Origin of the sequence: Streptomyces sp. NPDC058619 (assembly GCF_042717785.1) — a bacterium.
Taxonomy (GTDB): Bacteria; Actinomycetota; Actinomycetes; order Streptomycetales; family Streptomycetaceae; genus Streptomyces.
In genome coordinates this window covers 1-12,324 of record NZ_JBHXQN010000019.1, presented here as the reverse complement: position 1 = coordinate 12,324, position 12,324 = coordinate 1, and the positions used below count along the sequence as shown (strand labels likewise).

Here is a 12,324-nt window from a genome sequence, read left to right as displayed (position 1 = left end):
TGTCAGAGGCCGGGTTCCTTGGCCGCGGCCTTCGCCGCCTTGGCGGCCTTCTCGGCGCGCTCCTCGGCCTCCCACTCATCGATCACGTTGATCGGCGGGGGCGCCTTGGCCAGGAAGACCCAGGTGAAGTACACCGCGAGCACCATCGGCGGCAGCTTCAGCGCGATCAGGACCCAGCCCAGCTGCGTCGCATCGCCCCACCAGTACAGCGGGAAGAGGATCGCGTACTTGGCGAGGAAGATCAGGCCCCACGCCAGACTGGCCTTGGTGTAGGCCTTCTTGCGGCCGGGGTTGCGGGTGCGCCAGGACAGGTTCTCCTTGAAGACCGGCCCCAGCATCACGCCCAGCAGCGGGAAGCCGACGAGCGCCGAGATCGTGAAGGCCGCGCCCAGGCCGACGCCGTAGATCATGCCCGGCAGGTAGAAGCCCTTCGCGCTGCCCGTGAACAGGGCGAAGGCCACGCCCACGCCCACGCCGAAGACGCCGCTGAAGGCGTGCTTCACCGTGTCCTTGCGCAGCAGCCGCACGATCACCAGCAGGACCGCGACGGCGCCCGCCGCGATGGCGGACAGCTTCACGTCCTTGTTGATCGTGTAGATCATGACGAAGAGCAGCCCGGGGAGCATCGTCTCCACGGTGCCCCGGATGCCTCCGAAGGCGTCGAAGAGCGCCGCCTGCGTCACCGCCTTCTGGTCCTCGGAAGGGGCGGAGGAGGAGGCGGGGTCTGGGGTGGTCGGTTTGTCGAAAGACGTCACCGGTTACTGCTCCTGTCCGAGCGGTCGGAGTTCGTACTTCGGGTTGAAGAGCACCCGGCGGCCATGGGACATGGACATGCGTCCGGAGACGATCATGCGTCGGCCGGGCTCGATTCCCACGATCGAGCGACGGCCGAGCCAGACCACGTCGAGGGCGGCCGAGCCGTCGAACAGCTCCGCCTCCAGCGCGGGAACGCCGGCCCGGGGCCGCAGGGTGACCGTACGCAGCGTCCCGGTCACCTTGACTATCTGGCGGTCGGAACAGTCGCAGATCCGCAGGCACCCCGCGGCCTCTGCGTCCTCTTGCAGCTCCGCCGAATGCAGCTCCTCCTGCGAGGTGGACAGCCGCTCTATCATCCGGCGGAACCGGCCCGCGGGCCGGACCGGCTTCGCGGACTTCTCGGGACGCGGTTCAGCACTCATACAGGAAGCGTACCGGCGCCCCGGCTACCTCTCGAAGCGGTACCCCATGCCGGGCTCGGTGATGAAGTGGCGCGGGTGCGACGGGTCCGTCTCCAGTTTCCGGCGCAACTGCGCCATGTACACGCGCAGGTAGTTCGTCTCGGTGCCGTACGAGGGCCCCCAGACCTCCTGGAGCAGCTGCTTCTGGCTGACGAGCTTGCCGCCGTTGCGGACCAGCACCTCCAGCAGGTGCCACTCGGTGGGCGTGAGCCGGACGTCGCGTCCTTCCCGTACGGCCTTCTTGGCCGCCAGGTCCACCGTGAAGCCCGCGGTCTCCACGACCACCTCGTCCCCGCCGGCCCCGGCGGCGGGTTCGGCCCTCCGTACGGCGGCCCGCAGCCGGGCCAGCAGCTCGTCCATGCCGAAGGGCTTGGTGACGTAGTCGTCGGCGCCGGCGTCCAGGGCCTCGACCTTCTCGTCGGAGCTGTGCCGGGCGGACAGGACCAGGATCGGCACCCGGGTCCAGCCGCGCAGGCCCCTGATCACCTCGACCCCGTCCATGTCGGGCAGGCCGAGGTCGAGGACGACCACGTCGGGGTGGCGGGCGGCCGCGAGCTCCAGGGCGCTCGCGCCGTCGACGGCGGCGTCGACCTCGTACTTGCGCGCCTTCAGGTTGATCACGAGGGCTCGCACGATCTGCGGCTCGTCTTCCACCACGAGCACCCGGGTCATCGGGGTCCTGCTTTCTGTCGTGTCCGGTCACGGTCGTCGCGACCGCGCTCATGGTCGGGTTCGGGGCCGGGGCCGGGGCCGGGGGGAGGGTGGGGGTCGTGCTCCCGGTCGCCGTGGTCGTCCACGCCGTGGTCGTCCACGCCGAGGCCGTCCTCCCCGCCGTGGCCGTGCTCCACGCTCCGGCCCTCGTCGTCCACCGTGACGCGCGACTGTCCTGCGCCCCGGCCCGCGGCGCGGAGGGTGAGCACCATCGTGAGCCCGCCGCCCGGGGTGTCCTCGGCGGCCAGGGTGCCGTCCATGGCCTCCGCGAAGCCGCGGGCGACCGCGAGCCCGAGGCCCACGCCCGCCCCTCGGGGGGCGTCGCCGTACCGCTGGAAGGGGGCGAAGATCCGGTCTTTGGCCTCGTCGGGCACGCCGGGGCCGCGGTCGACGACCCGTACCTCGACCCGGTCGCCGAGGAAGCTGGCCGACACGAGCACCGGCCGGCCCGCCGGGCTGTACTTGACGGCGTTCTCGACCACGTTGGCCACGGTGCGCTCCAGCAGCCCCGGGTCCACCGCCACCATCGGCAGCGACTCGGGCACGTCCAGCAGGACGCTGTCCTCCGGTACGCCGCCCAGCGCCATCGGGACCACCTCGTCGAGGTCGATCTCGCGGATCAGCGGGGTGACCGTGCCGGTCTGGAGCCGGGACATGTCCAGCAGGTTGCCCACCAGGTGGTCGAGCCGGTCGGCGCCGGCCTCGATGCCCTCCAGCAGCTCGGCCCGGTCCTCCTCGGACCACTCCACGTCGTCGGAGCGCAGCGACGTCACCGAGGCCTTGATGGAGGCCAGCGGCGTCCGCAGGTCGTGGCTGACGGCGGCCAGCAGTGCCGTCCGGATCCGGTTGCCCTCGGCCATCCGGCGGGCCTCCTCGGCCTCGCCGACCAGCCGCTGCCGGTCCAGCACCACGGCGGCCTGGGCGGCGAAGGCGCCGAGCACCCGGCGGTCCTCGGCGGGCAGCACCCGGCCGGACAGGGCCAGCGCCATGTGGTCCCCGATCGGCATGTCGACGTCGGCGTCCTCGGGGCGGCCGGCCGGCCGGGGGCCGACGCTTCCGGCCCGGTTCCACGGCTCGACGTCGCCGGCCCGCTCCAGCAGCGCGACGGACTCCATGGCGAAGGTCTCGCGCACCCGCTCCAGCAGCGCGTCCAGCCGGGTCTCGCCGCGCAGCACGCTGCCCGCGAGGAAGGAGAGGATCTCCGACTCGGCACGCAGCCGCGCCGCCTGGTGAGTGCGCCGGGCGGCCAGGTCCACCACCGAGGCGACGGAGACGGCGACGCCGAAGAAGACGGCGATGGCCACGATGTTCTTGGGATCGGAGATCGTGAACCGGTGCAGCGGCGGCGCGAAGAAGTAGTTCAGCAACAGCGAGCCGAAGGCGGCCGAGGCCAGCGCCGGCCAGAGTCCGCCCAGCAGGGCGGCGGTGACCGTCAGCGCCAGGAAGAGCAGCATGTCGTTGGCGAGCCCCGGGTCCACGTCCACGTGCGTCAGCAGGACGCAGAGCAGGACGGGGAAGATCACGCCGACGATCCAGCCGGCCACGATCCGCGGCCGTCCGAGCCGGGCCGCCGAGCGGACCACGGGCAGGCCGCGCCCCTTGGCGACCTCCTCGTGCGTGACGATGTGGACGTCGAGGTCGGGACCCGAGTCGCGGGCCACGCTCGCGCCGACGCCGGGTCCGAAGACGTACTGCCAGGAACGGCGGCGGCTGGAGCCGAGCACGATCTGGGTGGCGTTGACCCCGCGGGCGAATTCCAGCAGGGCGTCGGGGATGTTGTCCCCGATCACGTGGTGAAACGTTCCGCCGAGGTCCTCGACCAGGATCCGCTGGACCGCGAGCTCCTTCGGCGAGGCGGCGGTGAGCCCGTCGCTGCGGGCGATGTAGACGGCGAGGATCTCGCTGCCCGAGCCCTTGGCCGCCATCCTGGAGGCCCGCCGGATCAGCGTGCGCCCCTCGGGGCCGCCGGTGAGGCCGACGACGATCCGCTCCCGCGCCTGCCAGGTCGAGCGGATGTCGTGCTCGCCCCGGTACTGCTGGAGGTACTCGTCGGCCCGGTCGGCCACCCACAGCAGGGCCAGCTCGCGCAGGGCGGTGAGGTTCCCGGGGCGGAAGTAGTTGGACAGGGCCGCGTCGACCTTGTCGGACTTGTATATGTTGCCGTGCGCCATCCGCCGGCGCAGGGCCTGCGGCGACATGTCGACGAGCTCGATCTGGTCGGCACGCCGGACCACCTCGTCCGGTACGGTCTCCCGCTGCCGGACCCCGGTGATCGACTCGACCACGTCCCCGAGCGACTCCAGGTGCTGGATGTTCACGGTGGTCACGACGTCGATGCCGGCCCGCAGCAGCTCCTCCACGTCCTGCCAGCGCTTGGCGTTGCGCGAACCCGGCACGTTGGTGTGCGCCAGCTCGTCCACGAGCGCCACGGCGGGCGCGCGGGCGAGCAGCACGTCCACGTCCATCTCGGTGAAGGCGGCGCCGCGGTGCCTCAGCTCCCTGCGTTCGACCGCTTCGAGGCCGTGCAGCATGACCTCGGTGCGCGGCCGGCCGTGGTGCTCGACGAAGCCGACGACGACGTCCCCGCCCCGCTCGACCCTGCGGTGGCCCTCGGAGAGCATCGCGTAGGTCTTGCCCACGCCGGGCGCCGCGCCGAGATAGATCCTGAGCTTGCCGCGTCCCATGCGCCCATTCTCGGGGACGTCCGCGCTGTTCACGCACCGATGGGGGGCCGCACGCCCATCCCTGACGCATCCCTGACGCACCCGTCGGCCGCCCGCGAACGGCGGTGGGCCCCACTCCCGCAGGAGTGGGGCCCACCGGCCGAAGGCTGCGCGTGCCCCGTTACGTGCGCGGGGCCGCCGGAGTCAGCGGACCTCGGTGATCTCCGGGCCGCGCTCCAGCTGGCCCATGCCGCCGCCGAAGCGGGAGCCCTCCTGCTCCTCCGTCGTCGTCTGCACGCCGTCCGGCACCATCTGGGCGTCGTTCGGCAGCTTCAGGACGATCGGGTCGCGGGGTGCCATCGGACCGTCGCCGCGGACGACGACCGTGTCCCGGAAGATCTGCTCCAGTACGCCCGCCGACTCGGGGCGCACCGCGCCCTGGCCGGAGATGACGCCGCGCAGGAACCAGCGCGGGCCGTCGACGCCGACGAAGCGGACCAGCTGGGCGCCGGTCTGGCCGTCGGGCAGCGGTACGGGCACCTGTGCGCGCAGCTCCCAGCCCAGCGGGCCCTCGGCCTCGTCGATGATGCCGCCCTGCTGGGTGATGCCCGTGGCGATCTCGTCGCGGACCTCGCCCCAGATGCCTTCCTTCTTGGGCGCCGCGAAGGCCTGCAGCTGCACGGCGCTGTCGCCCAGCACCACGGTCGCGGCCACGATCGCGTCACCGGCGACCTCGACGCGCAGCTCCATGCCCTCGACACCGGGTACCAGGATGCCGCCCAGGTCGACGCGCCCGTCGGCGGGGTCGCCGAGCACCTCGGTCGAGTCCCAGGGACCGTCGGGCCGCGGAGCCGGCGGCAGGTTCATCCGGCGCGGCGCGGCAGCGCCGTCCTGGCCCTCGGCCTCGTCCCGCTCATCAGCGCCCGAGGCGTCGACGACCTGCTCGGCCGCGCCGCCGTCCTGGGCGGAGTCGTTCTTCTTGCGACGTCCGAACACGTCACTGTCCTTCCCGGTCGGTTACGACCGAAGCGTAGCCATTCCCACCCTGCTGACCAGCCCCGGATCCGGCCACGGCCGTATGCCCGCCGGTGGAGCCGAAACCCCCCTCGGCCCGGGCCGAGCCGGGAAGTTCCGCCACCTCGTGGAAGCGCACCTTCTCGACCCGCTGGACAACCAGCTGGGCAATGCGGTCGAAACGCTCGAACCGGACGCTCTCGCGCGGGTCGAGATTGACCACGATCACCTTGATCTCCCCACGGTACCCGGCATCCACCGTCCCCGGGGCATTCACGAGCGCGAGCCCGCAGCGTGCGGCCAGGCCCGACCGCGGGTGCACGAACGCCGCGTACCCGTCGGGCAGGGCGATGGACACCCCGGTGGGCAGGACCGCCCGCTCTCCGGGCGCGAGCTCGGCGGCGGTGGTGGTCACCAGGTCGCAGCCGGCGTCGCCGGGGTGACCGTAGGCGGGGAGCGGCACCTCGGGGTCCACGCGCCGGATCAGCACGTCGACGTCATGGTGGGGCGCGTAGTCGTTCTGGGACATCAGGGGTTCACCTCGAAGGCGCGTGCGCGCCTGACCTGGTCCGGGTCGGCCATGGCCGCCTGGATCTCCTCGGGCCGTCCGTTGTCGATGAAGTGGTCGACCTTGACCTCGATGAACAGGGCGTCGGCGCGCACGGCGACCCGGCCCCGCGGGCCGCCTATCCGGCCGACGGCGGTGCAGTAGATCTTCCGCCCGGCGACCGCGGTGACCTCGGCCTCCAAGTGCAGCACGGTGCCCACGGGCACGGGCCGCACGAAGTCGGTCTCCAGCCGTCCCGTCACCGCGATGACGCGCAGCAGCCAGTTCAGGGAGCCGAGCGTCTCGTCGAGCGCCGTGGCCAGCACCCCGCCGTGGGCGAGGCCGGGAGCGCCCTGGTGGGCGGCCCGTACGGTGAACTCGGCGGTGACGCGCACGCCCTCGCCCGCGCGGGCCTCCAGGTGGAGCCCGTGCGGCTGGCCCTCGCCGCAGCCGAAGCAGTGCTCGTAGTGCGCACCGAGGAGCTCGCCGGGCGCCGGGGCGTCGGGGTGCCGGACCGGTGCGGCGGCGTCGGCCGGGGGCGTCAGCGCTGTGTTTCGTCCACTCACAGCCGCAGACCTTACCCGCGCGGCTACCCGCCGGTCGCCTCGTGGCAGGCTTGGCCGCATGCAGCCCTCCCCCGCGCACCACGACGAACGCCTGACCGCCCCCCGCTCCTGGTGGGTCATCGCCGTACTGATCGGCCTGGCGTGCGCGCTGATGCTGCTGCCGCTGGGCTCGCTGCCGCTGCTGGCCGGCCTCGTCGGGGGCACGGCGCTGGCGGGGCTGGCGGTGAGCTCGTACGGCTCCGCGCGCGTGCGCGTGGTCAACGGCTCACTGGCGGCCGGGGACGCGCGGATCCCGGTGTCGGCGCTCGGGGAGCCCGAGGTCCTGGACGCCGAGGAGTCGGCCGCCTGGCGCACGTACAAGGCCGACACCCGCGCCTTCATGTTCATGCGCAGCTACGTGCCGACGGCGGTGCGCGTCGAGGTGACCGACCCGGCGGACCCCACCCCGTACGTGTACGTCTCCACCCGGGAGCCGCAGGCTCTGGCCTCGGCGATCCGCGCGGCCAAGGGCTAGCCGCTCCCCCGGGGTTTCGGGGGTGGCGGGCCTCAGTCCTCCCGCTCGGGGGGCTCCAGTGCGGCCCTGATGGCCTCGGGAAGGGGCTGGGCGGGGGACTCCAGGGGCGGGAGCTTCGCCAGGGCGTCCCACGGCACGGCGCGCGCACGCAGGTCCGTACGCACCTTCTCGGCGACTTTCCGGGTGTCGCGGCGGTTCATGACCGCTCCGACGGCCGCGCCGACCATGAACGGGATGAGGTTCGGCAGGTTGCGGACCATCCGCTTGGTGATCTGCTGGCGCAGTTCGCGCTTCATCTGGCCGCCGAGCGCGGCGTTGAGCGTGGTCGGCTTGGTCAGGTCGACCCCGCGCTCCTCGGTCCACGCGGTCAGGTAGGCCAAGCTGCGTTCCTTGAGGTTGCCGGGCGGCCGCTGGCCGTAGACCTCGTGGAGCTCGGCGAGGAGCTTCAGTTCGATCGCCGCGACGCAGGTGACCTCGGCGGTCAGTTCGGCGATCATGGCGGGCGGTACGGGCAGCATCGCGGCCGCTCCGACGCCCGCGCCGACGGTGGAGGTGGCGTTGGCGGCGCCCGAGATCAGCTTGTCCGCGAGCTGTTCGGGACCGAGGCCCGGGAACTGCGCGCGCAGCGTCGCGAGGTCCCGAACCGGAACGCGCGGTGCGTTCTCGATGATCCGGTCGGCGATGTACAGGGCGGCGCCCCTGACACCTTCGCCGCCCTTGCGTACGCCGTTGCGCACGGATTGCAGCCGACGAGCCCCGGACCGCTGCCGGGTTCCCTCGCCGGACTCTGTGTCCGACGGCACCGCCGCGGCGGTGTCGGCGGGCACGGCTGTCGCCTCAAGGGCGGAGCCGCCGGGAGCCCCAGGACCCGTTTCCGGGCCCGTGATCGCCTCCTGCGTCTCCGCCGGTTCACCTGATTTCCGGAAGCGTCGCTTCCGGAACGGTGTGGAGCCAGCCACGACCGTCGCCTCTCAGTCGCAGTCGCGACAGATCGGCTGGCCGTTCTTCTCACGCGCCAGCTGGCTGCGGTGGTGCACCAGGAAGCAGCTCATGCAGGTGAACTCGTCCGCCTGCTTGGGCAGAACCCGGACGGCCAGCTCCTCGTTGGAGAGGTCCGCGCCGGGAAGCTCCAGGCTCTCGGCCGAGTCGAACTCGTCCATGTCCGAGGCCGAGGACGACTTGTCGTTACGTCGGGCCTTCAGCTCTTCAATGCTGTCGTTGTCGACGTCGTCGTCGGTCTTGCGCGGGGTGTCGTAGTCCGTTGCCATTGTTCGCTCTCCCCCTCTGGGTGTTAGCGGTGTCTCAGCGCACGTAACGCGCGAGAGGCCGGACTTGTGCCCGACCTGAGGCGGAGATTTTGCCTCACATCAAGGTCTGTTACTGAATCGACACCCAGCCGCCCACATGGAGGTGCGATTGGCTGGGATGACGACCGGGACCGTACACGGTCCGGGGGCCGTCTTGCACAAACGCCACCCCGTGTATTTCCCGCCATCAGGGGGACCGGAAACCCGGACTTCCCGGGCTTTCCGGCCGTCCCGGAGTCACCGAACGCACATGGGCGGACGTCGGGCCCTGTGATCGATCACACAAAGCCCGGCGCCTGCGCATGCCACGCATTCGGCCGTCAGCGAACACGGGGTGAGGTTCTCACGAGGGAAGAGTGACACGCATCACGAGGCCACCGCCTTCCCGGGGTACCGCCTGGATCCTTCCGCCGTGTGCGCGCGCCACGGAGCGCGCGATGGAGAGGCCGAGGCCGACCCCCTTGTCACTGCCCGTTCGCTCCGTACGCAGCCGCCTGAACGGCTCGAACAGGTTGTCCACCTCGTACGCGGGAACAACGGGACCCGTGTTCGATACCAGGAGCACCGCCTGGCCGTGCTGGACCTCCGTGGTGACCTCGACCCAGCCGCCCTCCGGCACGTTGTACCGGACGGCGTTCTGCACCAGGTTCAGGGCGATCCGCTCCAGCAGCACGCCGCTGCCCTGGACGACGGCCAGCGCGCGCTCGCCGCGGATCTCCACGCCCTTCGCCTCGGCCTCCGCACGGGCCTGGTCGAGGGCGCGCGAGGCGACCTCCGCCAGGTCCACGGGCTTGCGCTCGACGATCTGGTTCTCGCTCCGGGCCAGCAGCAGCAGGCCCTCGACCAGCTGCTCGCTGCGCTCGTTGGTGGCCAGGAGGGTCTTCCCGAGCTGCTGGAGCTCCACCGGGGCCCCCGGATCGGAGAGGTGCACCTCCAGCAGGGTCCGGTTGATCGCGAGCGGCGTGCGCAGCTCGTGCGAGGCGTTCGCCACGAAGCGCTGCTGCGCCGTGAAGGCCCGCTCCAGCCGGTCGAGCATCTCGTCGAAGGTGTCGGCGAGCTCCTTGAGCTCGTCGTCCGGCCCGTCCAGCTCGATCCGCCGGGTCAGGTCGGAACCGACCACCCGGCGGGCGGTACGGGTGATCTTGCCCAGCGGCGAGAGCACCCGGCCGGCCATCGCGTAGCCGAAGGCGAAGGCGATGATGCTCAGGCCCAGCAGGGCCATCAGCGACCGGCTCAGCAGGTCGTCCAGCGCGTGCCTGCGCTGTTCCAGGACGCACTGGTTGATGGCGGCGTTGAACTGGCTGTGCGTCTGCTCGATGCCCACCACGCCCGGGCAGGTGTTGCTGGAGACCTTCACCTGCTCGCCGCCGACGATCTGGAACGGCAGCGCGTTGCCCTCCCGCAGGGCCTGCGCCGCCAGCAGGTAGATGATCGACAGCAGCAGGATGCCGGCGATCAGGAACATCCCGCCGTAGAGCAGCGTGAGGCGTATGCGGATGGTCGGCCGCAGCCACGGGAAGGGACCCTCGGGCTGGCCGGGGTCCCAGGTCGGTTTCGGCGGCGCGGGCGGTGGCGCCGGATTGGCTGCCACGCGCATCAGATCCGGTATCCGGAACCGGGTACGGTCACGATGACCGGCGGCTCGCCCAGCTTGCGCCGCAGGGTCATGACCGTGACCCGCACGACGTTGGTGAAGGGGTCGGTGTTCTCGTCCCAGGCCTTCTCCAGCAGCTGCTCCGCGGAGACGACGGTCCCCTCGCTGCGCATGAGGACCTCCAGCACCGCGAACTCCTTGGGCGCCAGCTGCACCTCCCTGCCCTCGCGGAACACCTCGCGCCGGTTCGGGTCCAGCTTGATCCCGGCCCGCTCCAGTACGGGCGGCAGGGCGACGGTCGTACGCCGCCCGAGCGCCCGGACGCGGGCGGTCAGCTCGGTGAAGGCGAAGGGCTTGGGGAGGTAGTCGTCCGCCCCGAGCTCCAGTCCCTCCACGCGGTCGCTGACGTCACCGGACGCCGTCAGCATCAGCACGCGGGTGGGCATGCCGAGCTCGACGATCTTCCGGCAGACGTCGTCGCCGTGCACGAGCGGGAGGTCCCGGTCGAGCACGACCACGTCGTAGTCGTTCACTCCGACGCGCTCGAGGGCGGCGGCGCCGTCGTACACGACGTCCACGGCCATGGCCTCCCGGCGCAGTCCGGTGGCCACCGCATCGGCGAGCAGCTGCTCGTCCTCGACGACGAGTACGCGCACGTCGTTTCCTTCCTCCGAGCCCAGAAGGGCACACGTGTGTTGCGTCGCCCATCCTGCCCGTTTCGGCCGTAAACCGGCTGTAAGGCGTCGTGTGCAGGGGCCACGGAGGGGCGGGCGGGACGGGAGTGAGGATTCCCTGTCCTCACGAGGTTTCTGGGCGCGCGGCGCCGGGGAGGACGTGAGGACACCCCAATCCACTCCCTGACGGCGGACTGCCACGTGCCGCCGCCGACCCACGAAGAGGGGGCGAACCATGGACGCATTCACCGCGGGTCTCCTGCAGCGCATCCGGGCCACCCAGGCGGACCTCCGACAGGCCCGCGAGGCGGGCGACGACTTCCTGGCGGAAGTGGAACAGGCGGAGCTGGAGGATCTCCAGCGACTGGCCGCCGAGCACGGCGTCCCGGTCACCGCCGCCGAGCACGGCGTCCCGGTCACGGCCGCCGTGCCCGCCTGCTGAGCCCGCACCCCCACCCGACACACCGAACCCCGGCCGCCTTCGGGCGGCCGGGGTTCGGTCATGTCCCGGCCCGGCGCCGGGGCCGGTGGGCTCAGCCGGGGGCGGTGGCTCAGCCGGGAGTCAGTCGTGCCAGGCCCCGGCCTCGTCCAGGAGGGGCTGGAGCGAGGCGAAGACCGCGGGGGTGGCCGCCAGGGCCAGCTCCCCCGAGGCCGGCTTCCCCGGACGGCCGCCGGTCACCGCGCCCGCCTCCCGGGCGATCAGGTCCCCGGCCGCCAGGTCCCACGGGTTCAGCCCGCGCTCGTAGTAGCCGTCCAGCCGTCCGGCGGCCACGTCGCACAGGTCCACCGCGGCCGACCCGCCCCGCCGGATGTCCCGCACCAGGGGGATGATCCGTTGCCCGACCTTCGCCTGCTGGGCCCGCCGGGGCTGGAGGTACGCGAAGCCCGTCGCGACCAGCGCCTGGTCCAGCGGCGCCGGCGGCCGGCAGGCGATCCGCCGCCCGCCCAGCCAGGCCCCGCCGCCGAGCAGCGCGTGGAACGTCTCCCCGCGCAACGGCACCTCGACGACCCCCGCCACGGTCTCGCCCCGGTACTCGGCCGCGATCGAGACGCTCCAGGCGGGCAGCCCGTAGAGGTAGTTCACGGTGCCGTCCAGCGGGTCTACGACCCAGCGGACTCCGCTCGTCCCGGCGACGTCCGCTCCCTCCTCGCCCAGCAGCCCGTCCTCGGGCCGCCGCTCCGCGAGGATGCCGGTGATCAGCTTCTCCGCCGCGATGTCCATCTCGGTGACCACGTCGACGGGGCTGCTCTTGGTCGCCGCCACCGCCAGATCGGCCGGCCTGCCGTAGCGCAGCAGTTCTCCGGCCCGCCGTGCGGCCTCCAGGCCCACGTCCAGCAGTTCGGCCTTCAGTTCTTCCGAGATCATGCGTCGCCCTCTCGAGTCCACGGTGCGTGGGTGCGTACGGCTGCCGCTCTGCGTAGGGGTCCTACGCGTACGGGCTGTCGGCGCCCGCGGCCGCCGGCCGGGGCGCGCGCGCCGGGCAGCAGCCCACCGCGCACAGGTCGTGGCTCGCCCC

At 72.2% G+C, this 12,324-nt stretch carries 14 protein-coding genes; 2 read left to right on the top strand and 12 right to left on the bottom strand.

Annotated elements, in window-relative coordinates:
• Nucleotides 1-2 precede the first annotated feature (2 nt).
• From ACFWTC_RS19965 to ACFWTC_RS19935, 7 genes are all read right to left on the bottom strand, one after another.
• A complete protein-coding gene (locus ACFWTC_RS19965; RefSeq protein WP_383930004.1) occupies nucleotides 3-755 on the bottom strand; it encodes a DUF3159 domain-containing protein in 753 nt (250 codons plus the stop codon).
• Between the two features lie 3 nt (nucleotides 756-758).
• Nucleotides 759-1,178: an OB-fold nucleic acid binding domain-containing protein gene (locus ACFWTC_RS19960; protein WP_383930001.1), complete on the bottom strand. Its 420-nt coding sequence runs from the start codon at nucleotides 1,176-1,178 to the stop codon at nucleotides 759-761.
• 24 nt (nucleotides 1,179-1,202) lie between these two features.
• Complete coding sequence (locus ACFWTC_RS19955; protein WP_383929998.1) at nucleotides 1,203-1,889, bottom strand: response regulator; 687 nt, start codon at nucleotides 1,887-1,889, stop codon at nucleotides 1,203-1,205.
• Entirely contained in the window at nucleotides 1,886-4,612 is a 2,727-nt protein-coding gene (locus tag ACFWTC_RS19950; RefSeq protein WP_384027779.1) for a DUF4118 domain-containing protein, read from the bottom strand. Before ACFWTC_RS19950 ends, ACFWTC_RS19955 begins: the two co-directional genes overlap by 4 nt.
• Nucleotides 4,613-4,795: 183 nt before the next feature.
• Nucleotides 4,796-5,587 carry a DUF3710 domain-containing protein gene (locus tag ACFWTC_RS19945; protein WP_383932873.1) on the bottom strand — a complete coding sequence of 264 codons (792 nt, stop codon included), beginning with the start codon at nucleotides 5,585-5,587 and terminating at the stop codon, nucleotides 4,796-4,798.
• Between the two features lies 1 nt (nucleotide 5,588).
• On the bottom strand, nucleotides 5,589-6,134 hold the full coding sequence (dut, locus tag ACFWTC_RS19940; protein ID WP_383932871.1) for a dUTP diphosphatase: 546 nt from the start codon (nucleotides 6,132-6,134) through the stop codon (nucleotides 5,589-5,591).
• The gene (locus ACFWTC_RS19935; RefSeq protein ID WP_384027778.1) at nucleotides 6,134-6,718 is read right to left on the bottom strand and encodes a PaaI family thioesterase; all 585 of its coding nucleotides are present in this window, start codon (nucleotides 6,716-6,718) and stop codon (nucleotides 6,134-6,136) included. Before ACFWTC_RS19935 ends, dut begins: the two co-directional genes overlap by 1 nt.
• 58 nt (nucleotides 6,719-6,776) lie before the next feature.
• Between ACFWTC_RS19935 and ACFWTC_RS19930 the strand changes: the two genes are divergently transcribed.
• Nucleotides 6,777-7,232, top strand: coding sequence for a DUF3093 domain-containing protein (locus ACFWTC_RS19930; protein WP_383932867.1), 456 nt, complete (start codon nucleotides 6,777-6,779; stop codon nucleotides 7,230-7,232).
• Between the two features lie 32 nt (nucleotides 7,233-7,264).
• Here ACFWTC_RS19930 and ACFWTC_RS19925 read toward each other — a convergent pair whose 3' ends face one another.
• The 4 genes from ACFWTC_RS19925 to ACFWTC_RS19910 all read right to left on the bottom strand — a co-directional run bounded on the left by ACFWTC_RS19925 (nucleotide 7,265) and on the right by ACFWTC_RS19910 (nucleotide 10,789).
• Complete coding sequence (locus tag ACFWTC_RS19925; protein WP_384027777.1) at nucleotides 7,265-8,191, bottom strand: hypothetical protein; 927 nt, start codon at nucleotides 8,189-8,191, stop codon at nucleotides 7,265-7,267.
• Nucleotides 8,192-8,203: 12 nt separating this feature from the next.
• Nucleotides 8,204-8,500, bottom strand: coding sequence for a DUF4193 domain-containing protein (locus ACFWTC_RS19920; protein ID WP_267723728.1), 297 nt, complete (start codon nucleotides 8,498-8,500; stop codon nucleotides 8,204-8,206).
• A 382-nt stretch (nucleotides 8,501-8,882) separates the two neighbouring features.
• On the bottom strand, nucleotides 8,883-10,130 hold the full coding sequence (locus tag ACFWTC_RS19915; RefSeq protein WP_384027776.1) for a sensor histidine kinase: 1,248 nt from the start codon (nucleotides 10,128-10,130) through the stop codon (nucleotides 8,883-8,885).
• Nucleotides 10,131-10,135: 5 nt separating this feature from the next.
• Nucleotides 10,136-10,789 (bottom strand): response regulator transcription factor, encoded by a 654-nt coding sequence (locus tag ACFWTC_RS19910; RefSeq protein ID WP_030036265.1) that lies wholly within the window; start codon nucleotides 10,787-10,789, stop codon nucleotides 10,136-10,138.
• A 253-nt stretch (nucleotides 10,790-11,042) separates the two neighbouring features.
• On the opposite strand from ACFWTC_RS19910, the gene ACFWTC_RS19905 reads away from it, so the two are divergent.
• The gene (locus ACFWTC_RS19905) at nucleotides 11,043-11,249 is read left to right on the top strand and encodes a hypothetical protein (RefSeq protein ID WP_383932861.1); all 207 of its coding nucleotides are present in this window, start codon (nucleotides 11,043-11,045) and stop codon (nucleotides 11,247-11,249) included.
• 120 nt (nucleotides 11,250-11,369) lie between these two features.
• Here ACFWTC_RS19905 and ACFWTC_RS19900 read toward each other — a convergent pair whose 3' ends face one another.
• Nucleotides 11,370-12,173 carry an inositol monophosphatase family protein gene (locus ACFWTC_RS19900; protein ID WP_384027775.1) on the bottom strand — a complete coding sequence of 268 codons (804 nt, stop codon included), beginning with the start codon at nucleotides 12,171-12,173 and terminating at the stop codon, nucleotides 11,370-11,372.
• Nucleotides 12,174-12,324 lie beyond the last annotated feature (151 nt).